Source organism: Janthinobacterium sp. GW456P (genome assembly GCF_002127655.1).
Lineage (GTDB): Bacteria > Pseudomonadota > Gammaproteobacteria > Burkholderiales > Burkholderiaceae_D > Janthinobacterium.
Window position 1 is genome coordinate 64,739 of the sequence record NZ_NEHB01000004.1, and the last position, 18,546, is coordinate 83,284.

Here is an 18,546-nt window from a genome sequence, read left to right on the forward strand (position 1 = left end):
AGCCCGCAAAGGACACCCCATGATTTACCGTGAAGCAGGACAATTCAAGACCAGCTACCAGGCTGACAACCAGATTTTCCCGATCCGCCAAGACCGCCTGGCGCTGACGGCCACGCTGCTCGTCGCCGTCTTCCTCCTGCCGTATTTCGCCTCGCCCTACATGCTGTCGGCGATCCTGATCCCCTTCCTGATCTTCGCCCTGGCGGCGCTGGGTCTGAACATCCTGACCGGCTACGCGGGCCAGCTGTCGCTGGGCACGGCCGCCTTCATGGCCGTGGGCGCCTTTGCCTCGTATAACTTCATGGCACGCCTGCCCGGCTTGCCGCTGCTGGTGTCGTTCATCCTGGGCGGCCTGTGCGCGGCCATGGTGGGTATCGCCTTCGGCCTGCCCTCGCTGCGCATCCGCGGCTTTTACCTGGCCGCGTCCACCCTGGCGACGCAGTTCTTTGTTGTCTGGTGCCTGACCAAGATCCCGTATCTGACCAACTACAGCTCCTCGGGCGTGATCACGGTGCAGAAGATGACCATCCTCGGCTACCAGTTCGACACGCCGCAAAGCAAATACCTGCTGGTGCTGGCCATCGTGGCCGGCATGGCGCTGCTGGCCAAGAACATGATCCGCTCGAACGTGGGCCGCTCCTGGATGGCCGTGCGCGACATGGACATGGCGGCCGAAGTGATCGGTTTCCGCCTGATGCGCACCAAGCTGCTGGCGTTTGCCGCCAGCTCGTTCTACTGCGGCGTGGCCGGCGCCCTGTATGCGTATGCCTACCTGGGCACGGTGGAGCCGGAAGCGTACAACCTGGACCTGTCCTTCCGCATCCTGTTCATGATCATCATCGGCGGCGTCGGTTCGATTTTAGGCTCCTTCCTCGGCGCGGCCTTCATCGTGCTGCTGCCCGTCTTCCTGAACACCATCGCGCATGGCCTGGCATTGCCGACCAGCGTGGCCTCGAACCTGGAACTGATGGTGTTCGGCGCGCTGATCATCTTCTTCCTGATCGTCGAGCCGCACGGCCTGGCCAGGCTGTGGCAGATCGCGAAAGAGAAATTACGCCTGTGGCCTTTCCCGCACTAGGAATTTGTACCTTGCAGTCTGATGTCGGTTGACTTGAAATCAAATAAAACAAGAGGAGACACACAATGAAACACATCAAATCGCTCATGCTGGCCGCCGCCATCGCCAGTGCCGCACTCACCATGGCCGGCAGCGCCCAGGCGCAAGACAAGGAGCAGTACATCGCCCTGCCGTCCTACCGCGTGGGGCCGTACGCGGCCGGCGGTTCCGGTTTTTATGGCGGCATCATCGATTACTTCAACTTGGTCAACCAGACCGGCGGCGTCAACGGCGTGAAAATCAGCTGGGAAGAATGCGAAACCGAATACAACCCCTCGCGCGGCGTGGAGTGCTATGAGCGCCTGAAAACCAAGCAGGGCGGCGCCACCCTGGTCGAAACCCTGTCCACGGGCGTCGCCTACGGCATCCTCGACCGCGTGGCGCAGGACAAGATTCCGATGACGATGATCGGCTACGGCCGCTCGGACGCCGCCAACGGCAAGGTCTTCCCGTATGTGTATCCGCTGATCTCCAGCTACTGGAGCCAGGCCGCCGCCATGATCAGGTACCTGGGCGACAAGGATGGCGGCATGGACAAGCTGAAAGGGAAAAAGATCGTCCACCTGTACCACGATTCGGCCTTCGGCAAGGAGCCGCTGCCCGTACTGGAAGCGCTGTCGAAACAGTACGGCTTCGAGCTGATCAAGATTCCCGTCGCGCCACCCGGCAGCGAACAGCAATCGCAATGGCTGCAAATCCGCCAGGCCAAGCCGGACCACGTGATCCTGTGGGGCTGGGGCGTGATGAATTCGGTGGCCATCAAGACGGCGCAGCGCAACGGCTTCCCGCGCGACAAAATGCTGGGCGTCTGGTGGGCCGGCTCCGAGGAAGACACGATTCCATCGGGCGACGCGGCCAAGGGCTACACGGCGATGACGTTCAATACGCCGGGCAACTACCCCGTGCTCGACGACATCCGCAAGAAACTCTACGCCTCCGGCAAGGGCAACCTGTCCGACCAGTCGCGCATCGGCTCCGTCTACCACATGCGCGGCGTAACGGCTGGCATCCTGTGGGTGGAAGCGATCCGCACGGCGCAGGAAAAATTCGGCAAGGGCAAGCCGATCACGGGCGAGCAGATGCGCTGGGGCCTGGAAAACCTGAACGTCGACGATGCGCGCCAGAAGGCCGTAGGCGCGCTGGGCATGTTCCCCACCGTGAAAACCAGCTGCGACGACCATGAAGGCTCGGGCGCCGTGAAAGTACAGCAGTGGGATGGCAAGAAGTGGACCGCCATCACGCCAAAATGGATCGTCGGCGACAAGGCCCTGGTGCGTAAGCTCGTCGAGGAATCGTCGGGCAAATACGCCGAAGAGAAGAAGATCACGCCGGCGTGCATGAAGTAATGATGAAGCGGGTGCGTCGGGTTACGCGCTGCGCGCTAACCCGACCTACCTGAATATGACGTAGGTCGGATTAGGCCGCAGGCCGTAATCCGACAGCACCGTTACCACCTATGAAAACGAAGCAGCCATGACAGCCACTGCCACGCAATCCCCGATCCAGCCGGACGCGCCGCCGCCCTACCTGTCGGTGAACAATATCGAAGTCATTTACGACCACGTGATCCTGGTCTTGAAGGGCGTGTCGCTGCAAGTCCCGCAGGGCAAGATCGTCGCGCTGCTGGGCGCCAACGGCGCCGGCAAGTCGACCACGCTTAAAACCATCTCGACCCTGCTGCGCGGCGAACGCGGCGACGTCACCAAGGGCGAAGTCCAGTTCAAGGGCGAGCGCGTGGATCAATTGACGCCGAATGAACTGGTGAAACGGGGCCTGTCGCAAGTGATGGAAGGGCGGCACTGTTTCGGCCACCTGACCATCGAAGAAAACCTGCTGACGGGCGCCTACACGCGCAGCCTGTCGCGCGGCGAATTGAAGGACGCGCTCGACAAGGTGTACCACTACTTCCCGCGCCTCAAAACGCGGCGCAGCAGCCAGGCCGGCTACACCTCGGGCGGGGAACAGCAGATGTGCGCCATCGGCCGCGCGCTGATGGCCAAGCCGTCGATGATCTTATTGGATGAACCCTCGATGGGCATCGCGCCGCAGATCGTCGAAGAGATCTTCGGCATCGTCAAGGACTTGAACCACAAGGAAAACGTGTCTTTCCTGCTGGCCGAACAGAACACCAACGTGGCGCTGCGCTACGCCGACTTCGGCTACATCCTGGAAAACGGCCGCGTCGTGATGGAAGGGCAGGCGCAAGAGCTGGCCAGCAACGAAGACGTCAAGGAGTTTTACCTGGGCGTCTCCAGCGCCGGGCGCAAGAGCTTCCGCGACATGAAGTTCTACCGCCGCCGCAAGCGCTGGCTGGCCTGAGGCAGGAGACTGGCATGGACCTGGAACGGGCGAAGCAAGTGTGCCGCGGCTTTCCCGGCGCGACCGAAGACATCAAATGGGGCGACGTGCTGGCGTTTAGCGTGGGCGGCAAGATGTTCGCCCTGTGCGGCGCGGAAGCGCGCAGCACGCGCGGCATGAGCTTCAAGGTCGATGCGGAACGCTTCCTGGAATTGACGGACCGTCCCGGCTTTCGCCCTGCGCCCTACCTGGCGCGGGCCAGATGGGTGCTGGTCGCCAGCCCCGATGCCCTCGACGACGACGAAATGGCCGCCCTGCTGCACCGCTCGTATCGCCTGATCGTCAGCAAGCTCACGAAAAAAATGCAATTGACATTGGAGAATCCGTAACATGACCGATACGCTCGACAGTCTGGAAGCACGCGCCCCCGAAGCGCGCGAACGCGAATTGATGGCCGGCCTGCCGCAGCTGATCGCGCGCGCGCAACAGGCGCCAGGCTGGGCCCGCATCCTCGACGGCGTCAACGCGGCCGGCATCACCAGCCGCGCCGCGCTGGCGCAGCTGCCCGTGACGCGCAAGTCCGACCTGAAGCAATTGCAGCATGGCGCGCTGCCGTTCGGCGGCTTGAACACGACGCCGACAAATGCCCTGTCGCGCGTGTTCGTCTCGCCCGGCCCCATCTTCGATCCCGAAGGCCGCGGCCCCGACTGGTGGCGCTTTGCGCGGCCCATGTATGCGGCCGGCGTGCGCGCCGGCGGCTTGCTGCAGAACTGCTTTTCGTATCACTTCACGCCGGCCGCCTTCATGGTCGAAGGGGGCGCCGCGCGCATCGGCTGCACCGTCATCCCGGCCGGCATCGGCCAGACGGAAATGCAGGTGCAGGCGATGATGGATCTGAAGCCGGACACGTATATCGGCACGCCGTCCTTTTTAAAGCTGATCATCGAGAAGGCGCGCGAAATGGGCGCCGACATCAGCAGCGTCACCAAGGCCGTGATGGGCGCCGAAGCCCTGCCCGAATCCTTGCGCAGCTGGTTTGCCGCGAACGGCGTGCCGCACGTGTTCCAGACCTATGCCTCGGCCGATATCGGCAGCATCGCCTATGAAACGGCCAGCAATGGCAAGCTCAATCCCGGCATGGTCGTCGACGAAAACGTGTTGCTTGAAATTGTCCATCCGGGCAGCGGCATTCCCGTCGCGCCGGGCGAAGTGGGCGAAGTCGTCGTCACCGTCTTCAATGCCGACTACCCGCTGATCCGCTTTGCCACCGGCGATCTGTCGGCCGTGCTGATGGACGCGCCGGCGTCGCCGTGCGGGCGCACGAATACGCGCATCAAGGGCTGGATGGGGCGCGCCGATCAAACCACCAAGGTGCGCGCCATGTTCGTGCATCCCTCGCAGGTGCATGACATCGCGCGCCGCCACCCGCAAATCAGGAAGGCGCGGCTGGTGGTGTCGGGGCGCATGGCCAACGACGAGATGGCCTTGCATTGCGAAGTCGACGATCCGCTTGACGCCAGCAACGTGGAAGCCATCATCGGCTCAATCCGCGAACTGACCAAGCTGCGCGGCGACGTGGTGCTGGTGGCGGTCGGCAGTCTGGCGCAGGATGGGAAAATCATCGACGACACGCGCGATTACAGCTAGGCGTAGCGCACGGATGGCGTTTGCGGGATAATACCCGCATTCATCATCAGCCCCCTTCATCGCCATGCAAGAGTCCATGCAAGAATTTCATCACAACCGTGCCCGTGACCTGATCAAGAACGCGGAACTGCTGTTCGACCAGGAGGCCGTGCAGGCGTCGATCACGCGCATGGCCGATGTGCTCAACACGCGCTTCAACGCCGAGGATTCGAAAGAGTTCCCGCTGGTGCTGGGCGTGATGGGCGGCGCCGTCGTATTTACGGGCAGCCTGCTGCCGCAGCTGAGCTTCCCGCTCGAATTCGACTACATCCATGTGAGCCGCTACGGCGACGACGACAAGGGTGGCGAAGTGGTGTGGAAAGTCATCCCCCGCTCGAACGTGGCGGGCCGCACCGTCATCGTGCTCGACGATATTCTCGACGAAGGCGAAACCCTGGCGCACGTCAAACAGCGCTTGCTGGACATGGGCGCCTCGGAAGTCATCCTGGCCGTGTTCGCCGACAAGGCCATCGGCAAGAAAAAGCCCGTGCAAGCCGACATCGTCGGCCTGGTGATCCCGAACCGCTTCGTCGTCGGCTTCGGCATGGATGCGTATGGCTACTGGCGCAACCTGCCAGGTTTGTGGGCCATCAAGCCTGAGGATTTGAAGCAGGAGTGACTGGGGTAATTGCGGTGTTTGTCGGATTACGGCCTTCGGCCTAATCCGACCTACGCCACCGGGCACTGGTAGGTCGGATTAGCGCGCAGCGCGTAATCCGACAAACCCACCAGCGTTACAGCTTCAACCGCGCGCGCGCCGCATCGTATTCGGCCTTCAGGCGCGCCACCATCTCTGCCACGCTCGGCACGTCATCCATCAAGCCCACGCCCTGGCCCGCGCCCCAGATATCGCGCCAGGCCTTGGCGCTGCCGGAACCGAAATTCATCGCGCTCTTGTCCGCTTCGGGCAAGGCTTCCGGATCGAGCCCCGCCGCTTCGATCGATTTTTTCAGGTAATTGCCGTGCACGCCAGTAAACAGGTTGGTGTAGACGATGTCCGCCGCCGCAGACTCCACGATGGCCTCGCGGTAGCCGTCGCTGACGTTCGATTCCTTGGTCGCCAGCCAACGCGAGCCGATATAGGCAAAGTCCGCACCCATCGCCTGCGCGGCCAGCACGGCGTCGCCCGTGGCGATGGAACCCGACAGCGCCAGCGGGCCGTCGAAGAATTTACGCACCTCGCCCACCAGCGCGAACGGCGACAGGGTGCCCGCGTGGCCGCCGGCGCCGCTGGCGACCAGGATCAAGCCGTCGACACCGGCTTCCAGCGCCTTTTTCGCGTGGCGGATCGAAATCACGTCATGCAGCACGATGCCGCCATAGCTGTGGATGGCATCGAGCATTTCCTTGGGCGGCGCGCGCAGTGAGGAAATGATGATGGGGATCTGGTGTTTCACGCACACTTCCACGTCATGCGCCAGGCGATCGTTCGACTGGTGCACGATCTGGTTGACGGCGATCGGTCCCACTTTTTTATCGGGATTGGCGGCCTGGAAGGCGGCCAGCTCGGCCTGCAGCTCGGTCAGCCACGTGTCGAGCAACTCGGCCGGACGCGCGTTCAGGGCCGGGAAGGAACCGACGATGCCGGCCTTGCACTGCGCCGCGACGAGGGCCGGGCCGCTGGCGATGAACATCGGCGAGGCGATAACGGGTAAGGAGAGGTTTTGCAACGCAACAGGCAATGCCATGGCGGACTCGCTGGAAAGTTGATCGGACGTGAGAAACACACTGAACGTTGATTATAGTGCAGAAAAAGTACGATCGTGCTGAATTTATCGGCACTGCGTTTCAGCCCGCGTTGAGCAAGTACTCACCCTCGACCCGCGCCGCCGCAGCTCTGCATAGCTGCGACACGGCCCACTCGGCCAGCGCGGCCGCCTCCTGGCGCAGGAAGCGCCGGTTGGCCTCTTCGAAGACGGGCATGCCGCGCAGCAGGGCCGGTATCCCGGCCAGGGCGATGCGCTGGCGCTCCAGCAGCAAAAATTTCAGCAGCACTTTGACCGCGTTCTGCGCATTGCGCACGGGGTCGGACGAAAGGTAGTCGAGACGCGAATACGCGCGCTGCAGGGCGCCGCCGGCATCCTGGAAGGGCCGCCCGTGGCCGGGAATGACGACGCGCACGTCCAGGCTGGCGATCAGGTCGAGGGTGGCGCGCGCTTCAGGAAAGCCGGAGCCGCCATCGAGTTCCGGGAAGATCACGCCAAAGCCGTTTTCCCACAGGGCGTCGGCGGAGATCAGGATGCCCTCGTCGGCGCAGTAAAAAATCAGCGAGTGCGGGTCGTGGCCCGGTGCGCCCAGCGCTTGCCAGGCCATGCCGGCCAACGTCAAGGTGTCGCCTGGCGAGACGGTGGCGTCACAGCCGAAGCGCGGGCATTGCTGGCCCGTCGCCTGGAAACTCAGGGCATCGACATCCCAGGCGCGCACCTTGTCCGCTTCCGACACGGGAATGGCCGTGTGGCAGCCGTATGCGGCTTGCAGCAGCGCGTTGCCGCCGCAATGGTCGGAGTGCAGGTGGGTGTTGAACAGGCGGTCCAGGGGACGGCCTTCGAGACTGTGACGCAGCAGGGCCAGGGTTTGCGGCGCATGCGTGACATAGCCGCTGTCGATCAGGGCCGTGTCATCCTTGCCGAGGAACAGGATGTTGTTCGACGAGAGCCAGCCGCGTTCGAACACCTGCAGCGTATCGGGGAACAGCGCTGGCGATCGCGGCATGGGCATCCTCAGTAGTCGGGCTCGAAATCGAGCAGGGATTCGCGTCCTGGCAACTCGGCCCACACGGCGCGCTTGAAGTCGTCGTCGGCCTGACTCCAGGCGATGATCTCGTCGAGCGTGCGCAGGCAGCCTTCGCACAGGCCGCTGTTGCGGTTCATCTTGCACAGGCTGACGCAGGGCGACGGCACCGGCGACGGCAAAGGAAGTGGAACGGCTGGCGAAAGTGGGGTGGCGACCATCGTGGAGCGGCATCGGTAAACGTGAAGGCTTTCATTATGCCGCGAAACCGCGCCGGCGAGGCGATGGCGTCGCCGCGCAATGTCTTCATGACTATATTTCCTGGCGAAACAATGATCAAAACCACCTCTTCCGGAAATTTATTTTGCTGCCTGTTCTCACTCTGCGGGTGCCCGTCCTACAACACGATCAGCCCAGATCCTGCTTGACTTGAGACATTTCAGGCCTATACTACCATCCATACAGATGGCAAATGGATGCCACGTGGAGTTTATGGAGAGATATGGCCAAGCAAGACAGCAAGCCCAAAATTGGGGAATCCGAGAAAATCACGATCAACCTCGGCTTGATCGACCTGGGGCAGATCGATCTGCTGGTCCAGGAGGGATTTTATTCCAACCGCACGGATCTGATCCGTACGGCCATACGCAACCAGCTCGGTACCCACGCCGACGTGGTGAAACAGACCGTGGCCCGTAAAAGCCTGGTATTGGGCATGCAGCACTACTCGCGCGCCGACCTGGAAGCGATCCAGGCAGCCGGCCAGCGCCTGCAAATCCAGGTGCTGGGACTGGCCAGCATCGCCAGCGACGTCTCCGTGGAACTGGCACTGGCCACCATCGAGTCGATTTTCGTATTAGGTGCCCTGCACGCCAGCACCGTCGTCAAGACGGCGCTCGCAGGGCGAATTCACTAGCGTATTGGTTCGCGGCGATGACCCGGCCGATGCGCGGCACCGTTAAGGATGGTCATGAAACTACCTCTCAACATGCTGGCGCAGATGCGCACAGCGACCCGTAATCTGATGGGCAGCGGCCCCGCCGCTGCCACCGAAGCGATCCAGCAGGCGCTGTCTGCGGCCGGCCTGGCGCCGCAAGCGGCCGCCACGCAAGCGCCGCCACCGCAGCCGATGCGCGACATTAATCCGCCACCAGCGCAGGCCCGAGCGCAGCAGCCGCACGCTGACGCCGCAGCGGAAGCGGCATCGGTGCCCCCCACGCCCGCGCAAGCGGCACAGGACTTCGCGCAGGACTTCATGGCGCGCCTGGGCGTGCCGGCCGGCCTGGGCCAGCACAGCTTCGACATGCCCAGCTTCGAACTGCCGAATTTCCACCCGCCCGGCTTCAACGCGCCGGCCGCCACGCCGGCGGAGATCCCCGCCGGCGCGCAGTTCATCGACGGCGTGTACCGCAACCATGCGGGCACGCGTTCGTACAAGCTGTATATCCCCAGCAGCTACCACGGCCAGGCCATGCCGCTGATCGTCATGCTGCACGGCTGCACGCAAAATCCCGACGATTTCGCCGCCGGCACGCAGATGAATGCGCTGGCAGAAGAAAAGGAGTGTTTCGTCGTCTACCCGGCGCAGACGCAGGGCGCCAACAGTTCGCGCTGCTGGAACTGGTTCAACGCCATCGACCAGCAGCGCGACCAGGGCGAACCGTCGCTGATCGCCGGCATCGCCCAGCAAGTCATCGACGACTACCCGGTCAACGAGCGCGAAGTGTTCGTCGCCGGCCTGTCGGCGGGCGGCGCCATGGCCGTCATCGTCGGCACCCTGTACCCCGACCTGTTTGCCGCCGTCGGCGTGCATTCTGGTCTGCCCTTCGCCTCGGCGCAGGACTTGCCGTCGGCGCTGGCAGCCATGAAGGGCGGCGCCATGCCCAATGCCCAGCGCAAGGCGCCGGCCGGCGGCGTGCCCATCATCGTTTTTCACGGCGACCGCGACACCACCGTCAACCCGCGCAATGGCGATGAACTGATCGCGCAGGGCGTGCGCAGCCAGGCGGGCGGCAAGGCGGCCAAGGCCGCATCCGTCGACGGCAGCGTGCCGAACGGCCACCGCTACACGCGCACCACGCACAGCCAGGCCGACGGCTCGCCGCTGGGCGAACACTGGGTCATCCACGGCGCCGGCCACGCGTGGTCCGGCGGCAGCGACAGCGGCAGTTATACGGATGGAAAAGGTCCGGACGCCAGCCGCGAGATGCTGCGCTTCTTCAAGACCGTCAGCTAAGCACTGATCTGGACGCGGCATGCACGGCGCCGGCCATGCCTGGTCCGGCGGCAGCGACAGCGGCAGTCATGCGACCGACGGCACAAGCCCGCACGCCAGCCGCCGGATGCAAAAAGCTGCGCCTCTTCAAGACCGTCAGCTGATATTCTCTGTGTAGGGCGCGATCTGCCGCTGCTTGTCGGCGATCTCGCATACGCCGTCGGCATAGCGGTGGGAGATGGCGATGAACTGGTCCTGGATCTGCAAAAAGGCGTCGACGATCTCGGCGTCGAAGTGCGAACCGCGCCCCTCGACGATGATCTGCACGGCCTGCGCGTGGTCCATGCCCTGCTTGTAGATGCGCCGGCTGATCAGGGCATCGTACACGTCGGCCAGCGCCATCAGGCGCGCCGAAATCGGGATGGCTTCGCCCGCCAGCCCCTGCGGGTAGCCGCTGCCGTCCCATTTTTCGTGGTGGCTGTAGGCGATCTCTTTCGCGTACTTGAGGAAATCGACCTCGATGCCCAGCTCGTGCTCGGCCGCCAGGATGGCGTCGCGTCCCAGGGTGGTGTGCGTCTTCATGATCGCCATTTCATGCGGCTCGAAACGCCCCGGCTTGAGCAGGATATGGTCGGGGATGCCCACCTTGCCGATGTCGTGCAGCGGCGCCGTCTTGAACAGCAGTTCGATATTCTTGTCCGTCAAAAAATCGCGGAAACGCGGCAAGTTGCGCACCTTCTCGGCCAGCGCCTTCAGGTAGTGCGAAGTGCGGCGGATATGGTTGCCCGTCTCGCTGTCGCGCGTCTCGGCCAGCGAGGCCATGGCGTGGATGGTGACGTCCTGCAGCGCCGCCACCTCCTGCACGCGGCGCTCCACTTCCGTTTCCAGGTAATGGTTCTGGTCGCGCAGGAAATCCTGCATCTGCTTCATCGCCAGCTGCGTCTTGATGCGCGCCAGCACGATGGGCGCGGAAATCGGCTTGGTGATGTAATCGACGGCGCCCAGGGCCAGGCCCAGCTGCTCATCGGCCACCTCGCTCATGGCGGTCACGAAAATCACGGGGATGCCGGCCGTCGCGGGATCGGCTTTCAGCGCGCGGCACACGTCGTAGCCGCTCATGCCCGGCATCATGATGTCGAGCAGGATCAGGTCGGGCTGGTCGCTGCCGGCGGCGATCTTCAGGGCGCGCTCGCCATTGACGGCGATCTTGGTGCGGTAGTCGTCTTCCAGCACCGCGCGCAGCAGATCGATATTGTCTGGCGTGTCGTCGACCACCAGGATGGTTGGCTTGCTTGCCTGCGCTCTCATGCCCGTCCTTCGTTCTGCATAGCTATCCTTCTCACAGTGTCAGCTCCAGCGCATCGGCCACCTCGCCCAGCTGCGCCAGCGCACCTTCGAAATCGTATTGTCCCAGCATGCGCTTCAACTGGCGCGCATGTTCCGCCTGCCCCGCCGCGACCAGCACGGGACCGATGCCGTCGAGGTGCTTGACGGCCTGCGCGTCGTCCTGCAGCAGCAGCTGCGACAGCTCGCGCAAGCCCGCCTCCAGGTGCGCCCGGTCCACCGGCGCCACGGAAGCCACGGCCGCCGCCCCCGTCTCGGCCGCATTGCCGCGCGATTGCATCGCCAGCACGATCTTCGGCACCAGCTCGTCGAGCGCCAGGGTGCAGGCGGCCAGCGCCTGCGGCAAGCCGTCGTGCGACCCCAGGCTGAGCAAATGCTCGACCCGCGCGGCGCTGTCGGCCAGGCCGCCGGCGCCGATATTGCCGGCCAGCCCCTTCAGGGTATGCGCTTCGCGGATCGCCGTCTCGAGCTGGTTATTCTCGATGGCGGCAACGATGCGCTGCATGGCGTCGAACTGGGTTTCCACAAAACGGTCCAGCAATTTTCGCATCAAAGCGGCATTGCCGCCCACGCGGCGCATGGCCTCCGCCATTTTCAGGCCGGCGATCACAGGCAGCTCCGCTTCCGGCTGCGCCGCCACCGCCGCCACTTCCTGCGGCGCGGCCGGCGCGATCCAGCGCGCCAGGGTGCCGAACAGCTGCGCCACGTCGATCGGCTTGGCGATGAAATCGTTCATGCCGGCGTCCAGGCATTTCTCCTTGTCGCCGACCATGGCATTGGCCGTCATGGCGATCACGGGCAAATTCGAATAACGGGGGTCCTGGCGCAGCTTGCGCGTCGCCTGGTAGCCATCCATCACCGGCATCTGGCAATCCATCAGCACGCCGTCATAGGCGTTTTCCTCGATCTTCGCCAGCGCGATGGCGCCATTGCCCGCGATGTCGACGCGGATGCCGGCGTCGTTGAGAATATGCTGCGCCACTTCCTGGTTCACTTCATTGTCCTCGACCAGCAGCAGCCAGGCGCCGCGCAGAGCACGCTCGTCGTCGCGGTAGCTGCTCTGGCGCTGCGTCTTGCGGCTCTGTCCCGTCACGCCGCCAAACACGAACGAGATCTGGTCAAGCAGGGTCGAGGCGCTGACCGGCTTGTTCAATATCCCGTCGAGCGGCAAATCGCGCTGACGCGCCGCCTCCAGCAGCGCTTCGCGATGGAAGGCCGTGACCATGATGCAGGCCGGCGTCGCATCGATGCCGGCGGCATCGGCACGGATGCCGGCCAGGGTATCGAGGCCGTTCATGCCCGGCATTTTCCAGTCCATCAGCACCAGTCCGTACGGACGCCCCTCGGCGCGCGCCTGCGCCACGGCGCCGATGGCCAGCACGCCACCAGACACGGCACGCGCCTCGAAGCCCAGCGCCACCAGCATGCTGACGAAGATTTCACGCGCGCTGGGGTTGTCATCGACCACCAGCACGCGCAGGCCCTGGAACTGCTGTTGATGTTGCAACTGCGGCAGATTATCGCGCGGTACGGCGGCCAGGCCGAAGCGGGCCGTGAAGAAAAAGGTGCTGCCCACGCCCGCTTCGCTGACCAGGTCGATCTCGCCTTCCATCATTTCCACCAGGCGTTTGCTGATGGTCAGCCCCAGGCCGGTGCCGCCATGGTGGCGCGTGGTGGAGGTGTCGGCCTGGGTAAAGGCCTGGAACAATTTGCTGCGCTGGGGCGGCGTCAGGCCGATGCCCGTGTCGCGCACGTCGACGCGCAAGACAGCCGCATGCTCTTCCAGCTGCTGCAGGCGGATGGTGACGACGATCTCGCCCTTGTCCGTAAATTTGATCGCATTGTTGGTCAGATTGATCAGCACCTGGCCCAGGCGCAGCGGGTCGCCCTGCAAGGCGTTAGGCACGTCGGGGGCGATGTCGAACAGCAGTTCGAGCCCCTTGTCCTGCGCCCGCATCACGGACAGGTCGGCGATCTGCGCCAGCACGTCCTCGAGGAAAAAATCGACTTTTTCAAAGGCCATCTTGCCCGCCTCGATCTTCGAGAAATCGAGGATGTCGTCGATGATGGCCAGCAGATTCTTCGACGCCGATTCCACCTTCTCCAGGTAGTTGCGCTGGGTCGACGTGAGTTCCGTCTGCAGCGCCAAATGAGTCATGCCGATGATGCCGTTCATCGGCGTGCGGATTTCGTGCGACATATTGGCCAGGAAGTCCGACTTCATCTTGGTCGCATCCTCGGCCACTTCGACGGCGTGGCGCAGGTCCTGCTCGACGGCCAGACTGGTGCTCATGTTCTTGAGCGCCTGCAGCAATTCGCCCGTCTCGTCGCGCGACGTCACTTCGATGACGGAACTGAGGTCGCCATTGGCCACGCGCGTGGCGATCGCCACCGCCTCGCCCAGCGGACGCGTGATCGAGCGCGCCGACCAGGCAAAGGCAAGGCCCGTCAACAGCGCCGCCAGGCCGATGCCGCCCATCAGCAGCAGCGAAGTGTCGATGTCGTTGCGGATCCTGGCCGCGCTGTCGCGGATCAGCTGTTGCTGCAAATCGTCGAGCTGGCCCACGTACAGCAGCACTTTTTCCAGCACCGGCAAGGTCTGCGTCTGCATGGCCTGCTCCGCGCGGGCATCCTCGCCGCGCTCGACCAGTTCGAACATCGCCTTGAGCGAGCCATAGTATTCGGCGCGTGCCAGGTGCATCTGTTCCAGCAGGCGCCGTTCCTCGGGCCGCGCATCGAGACCGTCGAGAATGCGCACCTGCTCATCGATACCTTGCTTGATCGCTTCCAGGCGCGCCTGGTTCGCCTGGCGCAGCGCCCGCTCGTGCTGGTTCGGCAGATTGCCGATGCGCGTGGCCGCCTCGCGCGCCAGCCCGTGGATCCGGCTGGTGGCTTTGGCGGCGACCCAGTCGCGCTGCAGGATATCGTCGGTCTCGGCGCGGATGGCGTAAATGCGGCTGCCAGAGAGGACGATGACGATCAGCATCAGCACGATCAACATGGCATAACCGGCATTGATGCGCACGCCGATACCGATATCCCTGAAACGCATGAGAGTTTCCTATAAGAAATTCTTGAAAACCGAAGTCTGAACGTATTCCCCTACGAAATGCAAGGTTTATTGCAAAGCAATTGCATGCCGAAGCACTTATTTAGCCGACGTTAGGCTGGCCAGGAGGTGCCAGGGTGGCGATATGGGCTTGCAGGCAGGCGGGGCACCAGCAGCCCGCGGCGGCGCTGCCGGGCACGGGCATGGCGGGCGGCAGCGCCAGGCACCAGCAGGGTCCGCTGGCCTGCGGGTCGGTCTGGCCGCACTGGAAGGTGGCGCCGCACAGGCTGCACTGACTCATGGCTATGTTTGAATTGGCAAGTGTGTGTCATGCTGCGCCGGAACACGACGCAGATGTAACGGGCAGTAAAAGGGCTGGCTGGGGGACATATCGGACCAGACTATAGGATCATCAGGGAAAATACAACAAGATCGCCCTATAATGCCTCCAGGATTTTCTTCTTCCCTGTAAAATCGCACAAATCTATTTTCCGGACTCGCCATGAATCAACTAGCTAACTTGAACCTGGACATGAATGACGACTTGACGGCGGTGTCGCCGCAAATCAAGGCGCAGATTCTGGCCGAGGCCCTCCCCTACATCCGCAATTTCCACGGCAAGACCATCGTCATCAAATACGGCGGCAACGCCATGACGGACGAACGCCTGAAGCACGGCTTCGCGCGCGACGTCATCCTGCTCAAGCTGGTGGGCATGAACCCGGTCGTGGTGCACGGCGGCGGACCGCAGATCGACAACGCGCTGAAAAAAATCGGCAAGCAAGGCACCTTCGTGCAGGGCATGCGCATCACCGATGAAGAAACCATGGAAGTGGTCGAATGGGTGCTGGGCGGCGAAGTGCAGCAGGATATCGTCATGCTGATCAACCATTACGGCGGCCAGGCCGTCGGCCTGACGGGCAAGGATGGCGGCTTGATCCGCGCACGCAAGATGCAGATGCCGGACCGCGAACATCCGGGCGAATTCCTCGACATCGGCTTTGTGGGCGAGATCGACGCGATCAACCCGGCCGTCGTCAAGGCGCTGCAGGACGACGCCTTCATTCCCATCATCTCGCCGATCGGTTTCGGCCAGGATGGCCAGGCCTACAACATCAACGCCGATGTCGTGGCGGGCAAGATCGCGGAAATCCTGAAAGCGGAAAAGCTGATCATGATGACCAACATCGCCGGCGTCCAGGACAAGCAGGGCAATCTGGTGACCGACCTGTCGGCACGCGAAATCGACGAGATGTTCGCCGATGGCACGATCTCGGGCGGCATGCTGCCGAAGATCTCCTCCGCCCTCGACGCCGCCAAGTCCGGCGTGAACACGGTGCACATCATCGATGGCCGCATCGAACACTCATTATTGCTGGAAGTGTTGACCGAGCAGGCTTTTGGTACTATGATCCGTTCGCACTAAAAAAATCGCAACGCATCACAGCGAGTAGTTTGGCGGCGCAGATCACCTGGCGCCGCTTTTAATTTGCCCTTGTAGCTCAGTGGTAGAGCACTCCCTTGGTAAGGGAGAGGCCACGTGTTCGATCCACGTCAAGGGCACCAACTATATCTCCCCGTATCTGAAAAATGTCCATGGCTGCGTTGCCTCGCCTCGCCGTACATGCGTACTGTCTTCGTCAGTCCGCCTTGCCCTGAACACTTTTCCATCTGCTCTGCTATCTGTCGCCCGCATCTCCTCCGCGTTTCAGTTTCAATACACCCGCTCGACCTTCAAGCCCTTCTGACGCAACAAGTCCGGCACGCTTTTCGTTCCCACCAAGTGCAGCACGCCGATGGCGGCCAGGCTGGACTTTTCGCGCGCCAGGAGTTTGGCGATGCCGTCGGCGAGAGCCGGGTTGCGGCCATCTAACAACACCTTTTGCACGAACTGCGCGGCGAACGAGGGGTCTGTCGCTGCCTTTGCCGCCAGCTTGTCGAAGGCGGCCGCGTCGGCGTTGCGCCACGCATCGGCGATCTCGCGCGCTTCCTGGCTTTGTTCCTGGTCCTCGATCGACGCCACGCCGTCTTCCAGGAAGCGGCACTGCTCAGCCGGCGACATGGCGCCAAACAGCGCCATCTGGCCTTCCATCGATTCGAGTTCGACGACGGGGATCTTGCGCGCCTTGGCCTGCTGCGACAGATAATTGTCGACGGCCAGGTCGGAGCGGTAGCCGAGGGTGGAAAATTCGCCGATGGCCAGCACGCTGGCCAGCATCCACGGCTTCATCGGCGCCACCGATTCGGCTGGAATGCCGTATTTTTGCAACAGCGGCGCCAGGCGCGGGGCCAGGGTCTGGCGGCAGTCGGCGGGCGCCTTGCTGCCCGGCGCCTCCGTGCCGTATTTCAGCACGGCGCCAACAGCCTTGCGCGGATCGGCGCCGGGATCGATCTCCAGCGCCAGCGCCCCGGCCCGCTGCAGCGCCTGCGTTACTGTCGGTTCAAGCGGGTAAAAATCGGGCGCGCCGACATGGATGGTGCCGAACAAATACAGGGTGTGTGCCGCATCCTGCACCTTGAACAGGGCGCCCCGGTTTTGCGCCACGGGCGGCGCTTCGGCGAAGACCGCCGGCAACGGCAGCAAGAATAATCCGCAAAACATCACTATAATCTGGCGTCGCATGGTTTTCCTGATTGTTGAATTTTTCATCTTCTCTCGCTAGCAAAGACTCTCGTGCCTGTGTCCCATCTTAACCGCTCGTCGCAGGTCTGGCTGTTTGACCTCGACAACACGCTGCACAATGCCTCGCACGCCATTTTCCCCACCATCACGGCCAATATGAACACGTATATTGCCCGCGTACTGGGCGACGGCGTGACGCCGGCCGACGACGCCATCGTCAATGCGGCGCGCGCGGCTTACTGGCGCCGCTATGGCGCCACCTTGCTGGGCATGGTCAAGCACCATCAGGTGCAGGCCGCGCATTTTTTGCACGAGACGCACGCCTTCGACGATTTGCGCGCCATGATACGCGCCGAGCGGGGACTGGGGGCTTTACTCAAACGCCTGCCTGGCCGTAAAATTTTACTCACCAACGCGCCGCTGCGCTATTCGAGCGACGTGATGCGCCACCTGGGACTGCGCCGGCACTTTTCACACCACGTCGCCATCGAGGCGATGCAGGTGCACCGCCAGCTGCGGCCCAAGCCATCGACGCTGATGCTGCGCAAACTGATGCGCAAGCATCAGATCCGCCCTGGGCGCTGCATCCTGGTGGAAGACACCCTCGCCAACCTGAAGGGCGCAAAAAGACTGGGCCTGCGCACGGCCTGGGTCACGCAATACCTGAAAATGGCCGATCCGATCGGCGTGGCGAAGTTGCCCAAGGCGTTAAATCGCCCCGCTTACGTCGATGTCAAAGTAAAATCTGTCCGGCATTTGGCACGCCGCCTTCACCGTCTGCGTTGAAGGGGACTCCTGGGCTTCCGGTTGACGCCGGAAGCCGCACCGCTAGCGGCGGTGACGGACCTCCCCATCAAGGCAGCATTTTTTTTAACGACAAGAGAAAATATGGCAAGCACACCGCCGGGCCAACGCAGGCTACAAATTCTTCAGGCCCTCGCCGCAATGCTGGAGCAGCCGAAAGGCGAAAAGATCACCACCGCCGCACTGGCGGCCAGACTGACCGTATCGGAAGCGGCCCTGTACCGCCATTTCGCCAGCAAGGCGCAAATGTTCGAAGGGCTGATCGAATTCATCGAGTCGAGCGTCTTCGGCCTGATCAACCAGATCGCGGAAAAGCACAGCGACGGCATGACGCAAACGCGCGACATCGTCGGCATGCTGCTCAATTTCGCCATCAGCAATCCGGGCATGACGCGCGTGCTGATCGGCGACGCGCTGGTCAATGAGGACGAGCGCCTGCAAGTGCGCATGAACCAGTTCTACGACCGCGTGGAACTGGCGCTTAAGCAGGCCTTGCGCGTGGCCGCCGCCGAAGGCCATGGCAAGGAAAGCGAAGTGGCAGCGCGCGCCACCCTGATCGTCAGCTTCGTCATCGGACGCTGGCACCGCTACGCCAAGAGCGGCTTCAAGATCAATCCCTCCCAGGAAGCGGCGCTGCAAATCGCCATGCTGCTGGGGTAAGTCACCGCCGCGGCTGTCCC

Annotated in this window: 18 protein-coding genes and 1 tRNA gene; 12 read left to right on the plus strand and 7 right to left on the minus strand. The window is 63.2% G+C overall.

Going from position 1 to position 18,546, the window contains the following annotated elements:
- Positions 1-19 precede the first annotated feature (19 nt).
- From CBW66_RS05845 to CBW66_RS05870, 6 genes are all read left to right on the plus strand, one after another.
- On the plus strand, positions 20-1,078 hold the full coding sequence (locus CBW66_RS05845) for a branched-chain amino acid ABC transporter permease (protein WP_086137285.1): 1,059 nt from the start codon (positions 20-22) through the stop codon (positions 1,076-1,078).
- Positions 1,079-1,143: 65 nt separating this feature from the next.
- Positions 1,144-2,463: an ABC transporter substrate-binding protein gene (locus CBW66_RS05850; RefSeq protein ID WP_086137286.1), complete on the plus strand. Its 1,320-nt coding sequence runs from the start codon at positions 1,144-1,146 to the stop codon at positions 2,461-2,463.
- Positions 2,464-2,590: 127 nt separating this feature from the next.
- Complete coding sequence (locus tag CBW66_RS05855) at positions 2,591-3,436, plus strand: ABC transporter ATP-binding protein (protein ID WP_086137287.1); 846 nt, start codon at positions 2,591-2,593, stop codon at positions 3,434-3,436.
- Positions 3,437-3,450: 14 nt separating this feature from the next.
- Entirely contained in the window at positions 3,451-3,804 is a 354-nt protein-coding gene (locus CBW66_RS05860) for an MmcQ/YjbR family DNA-binding protein (RefSeq protein WP_086137288.1), read from the plus strand.
- A 1-nt stretch (position 3,805) separates the two neighbouring features.
- A complete protein-coding gene (locus tag CBW66_RS05865; protein ID WP_086137289.1) occupies positions 3,806-5,062 on the plus strand; it encodes a phenylacetate--CoA ligase family protein in 1,257 nt (418 codons plus the stop codon).
- A 76-nt stretch (positions 5,063-5,138) separates the two neighbouring features.
- Positions 5,139-5,720 (plus strand): hypoxanthine-guanine phosphoribosyltransferase, encoded by a 582-nt coding sequence (locus tag CBW66_RS05870; RefSeq protein ID WP_086137290.1) that lies wholly within the window; start codon positions 5,139-5,141, stop codon positions 5,718-5,720.
- Positions 5,721-5,835: 115 nt separating this feature from the next.
- Here the strand turns inward: CBW66_RS05870 and CBW66_RS05875 are convergent, their stop codons facing one another.
- The 3 genes from CBW66_RS05875 to CBW66_RS05885 all read right to left on the minus strand — a co-directional run bounded on the left by CBW66_RS05875 (position 5,836) and on the right by CBW66_RS05885 (position 8,052).
- On the minus strand, positions 5,836-6,789 hold the full coding sequence (locus CBW66_RS05875; RefSeq protein ID WP_086137291.1) for a nitronate monooxygenase family protein: 954 nt from the start codon (positions 6,787-6,789) through the stop codon (positions 5,836-5,838).
- Between the two features lie 100 nt (positions 6,790-6,889).
- Positions 6,890-7,813: an MBL fold metallo-hydrolase gene (locus tag CBW66_RS05880; RefSeq protein ID WP_086137427.1), complete on the minus strand. Its 924-nt coding sequence runs from the start codon at positions 7,811-7,813 to the stop codon at positions 6,890-6,892.
- A gap of 8 nt (positions 7,814-7,821) precedes the next feature.
- Complete coding sequence (locus CBW66_RS05885; protein WP_086137292.1) at positions 7,822-8,052, minus strand: DUF1289 domain-containing protein; 231 nt, start codon at positions 8,050-8,052, stop codon at positions 7,822-7,824.
- Positions 8,053-8,333: 281 nt separating this feature from the next.
- Between CBW66_RS05885 and CBW66_RS05890 the strand changes: the two genes are divergently transcribed.
- Entirely contained in the window at positions 8,334-8,747 is a 414-nt protein-coding gene (locus CBW66_RS05890) for a CopG family transcriptional regulator (protein WP_034752801.1), read from the plus strand.
- Positions 8,748-8,801: 54 nt separating this feature from the next.
- Entirely contained in the window at positions 8,802-10,067 is a 1,266-nt protein-coding gene (locus CBW66_RS05895) for a PHB depolymerase family esterase (RefSeq protein ID WP_230492179.1), read from the plus strand.
- Between the two features lie 135 nt (positions 10,068-10,202).
- Here the strand turns inward: CBW66_RS05895 and CBW66_RS05900 are convergent, their stop codons facing one another.
- The 3 genes from CBW66_RS05900 to CBW66_RS05910 form a co-directional block, all read right to left on the minus strand.
- The gene (locus CBW66_RS05900) at positions 10,203-11,354 is read right to left on the minus strand and encodes a two-component system response regulator (protein ID WP_086137294.1); all 1,152 of its coding nucleotides are present in this window, start codon (positions 11,352-11,354) and stop codon (positions 10,203-10,205) included.
- Between the two features lie 31 nt (positions 11,355-11,385).
- Complete coding sequence (locus CBW66_RS05905) at positions 11,386-14,442, minus strand: response regulator (protein ID WP_086137295.1); 3,057 nt, start codon at positions 14,440-14,442, stop codon at positions 11,386-11,388.
- A gap of 100 nt (positions 14,443-14,542) precedes the next feature.
- Positions 14,543-14,740 (minus strand): cysteine-rich CWC family protein, encoded by a 198-nt coding sequence (locus tag CBW66_RS05910; protein ID WP_086137296.1) that lies wholly within the window; start codon positions 14,738-14,740, stop codon positions 14,543-14,545.
- A gap of 231 nt (positions 14,741-14,971) precedes the next feature.
- Here CBW66_RS05910 and argB point away from each other — a divergent pair, with 231 nt between their 5' ends.
- Complete coding sequence (gene argB / locus CBW66_RS05915; RefSeq protein WP_010393729.1) at positions 14,972-15,865, plus strand: acetylglutamate kinase; 894 nt, start codon at positions 14,972-14,974, stop codon at positions 15,863-15,865.
- Between the two features lie 65 nt (positions 15,866-15,930).
- Positions 15,931-16,005 (plus strand) — tRNA-Thr (locus CBW66_RS05920).
- Positions 16,006-16,153: 148 nt separating this feature from the next.
- Here CBW66_RS05920 and CBW66_RS05925 read toward each other — a convergent pair.
- Complete coding sequence (locus CBW66_RS05925) at positions 16,154-17,023, minus strand: TraB/GumN family protein (RefSeq protein ID WP_230492180.1); 870 nt, start codon at positions 17,021-17,023, stop codon at positions 16,154-16,156.
- Positions 17,024-17,113: 90 nt separating this feature from the next.
- On the opposite strand from CBW66_RS05925, the gene CBW66_RS05930 reads away from it, so the two are divergent.
- Together CBW66_RS05930 and slmA are read left to right on the plus strand one after the other, a co-directional pair.
- A complete protein-coding gene (locus tag CBW66_RS05930; RefSeq protein WP_086137298.1) occupies positions 17,114-17,848 on the plus strand; it encodes a pyrimidine 5'-nucleotidase in 735 nt (244 codons plus the stop codon).
- Positions 17,849-17,950: 102 nt separating this feature from the next.
- Entirely contained in the window at positions 17,951-18,526 is a 576-nt protein-coding gene (slmA, locus tag CBW66_RS05935) for a nucleoid occlusion factor SlmA (protein ID WP_086137299.1), read from the plus strand.
- Positions 18,527-18,546: the final 20 nt, after the last annotated feature.

Excerpts from the sequence above, each read along its gene's own strand:
- argB (WP_010393729.1), top strand. The coding sequence starts at position 14,972 with ATGAATGACGACTTGACGGCGGTGTCGCCGCAAATCAAGGCGCAGATT.
- CBW66_RS05845 (WP_086137285.1), top strand. The coding sequence starts at position 20 with ATGATTTACCGTGAAGCAGGACAATTCAAGACCAGCTACCAGGCTGAC.
- CBW66_RS05885 (WP_086137292.1), bottom strand. The coding sequence starts at position 8,052 with ATGGTCGCCACCCCACTTTCGCCAGCCGTTCCACTTCCTTTGCCGTCG.
- CBW66_RS05870 (WP_086137290.1), top strand. The coding sequence starts at position 5,139 with ATGCAAGAATTTCATCACAACCGTGCCCGTGACCTGATCAAGAACGCG.
- CBW66_RS05895 (WP_230492179.1), top strand. The coding sequence starts at position 8,802 with ATGAAACTACCTCTCAACATGCTGGCGCAGATGCGCACAGCGACCCGT.
- CBW66_RS05890 (WP_034752801.1), top strand. The coding sequence starts at position 8,334 with ATGGCCAAGCAAGACAGCAAGCCCAAAATTGGGGAATCCGAGAAAATC.
- CBW66_RS05860 (WP_086137288.1), top strand. The coding sequence starts at position 3,451 with ATGGACCTGGAACGGGCGAAGCAAGTGTGCCGCGGCTTTCCCGGCGCG.
- CBW66_RS05865 (WP_086137289.1), top strand. The coding sequence starts at position 3,806 with ATGACCGATACGCTCGACAGTCTGGAAGCACGCGCCCCCGAAGCGCGC.
- CBW66_RS05900 (WP_086137294.1), bottom strand. The coding sequence starts at position 11,354 with ATGAGAGCGCAGGCAAGCAAGCCAACCATCCTGGTGGTCGACGACACG.
- CBW66_RS05905 (WP_086137295.1), bottom strand. The coding sequence starts at position 14,442 with ATGCGTTTCAGGGATATCGGTATCGGCGTGCGCATCAATGCCGGTTAT.
- slmA (WP_086137299.1), top strand. The coding sequence starts at position 17,951 with ATGGCAAGCACACCGCCGGGCCAACGCAGGCTACAAATTCTTCAGGCC.
- CBW66_RS05855 (WP_086137287.1), top strand. The coding sequence starts at position 2,591 with ATGACAGCCACTGCCACGCAATCCCCGATCCAGCCGGACGCGCCGCCG.
- CBW66_RS05875 (WP_086137291.1), bottom strand. The coding sequence starts at position 6,789 with ATGGCATTGCCTGTTGCGTTGCAAAACCTCTCCTTACCCGTTATCGCC.
- CBW66_RS05910 (WP_086137296.1), bottom strand. The coding sequence starts at position 14,740 with ATGAGTCAGTGCAGCCTGTGCGGCGCCACCTTCCAGTGCGGCCAGACC.
- CBW66_RS05850 (WP_086137286.1), top strand. The coding sequence starts at position 1,144 with ATGAAACACATCAAATCGCTCATGCTGGCCGCCGCCATCGCCAGTGCC.
- CBW66_RS05880 (WP_086137427.1), bottom strand. The coding sequence starts at position 7,813 with ATGCCGCGATCGCCAGCGCTGTTCCCCGATACGCTGCAGGTGTTCGAA.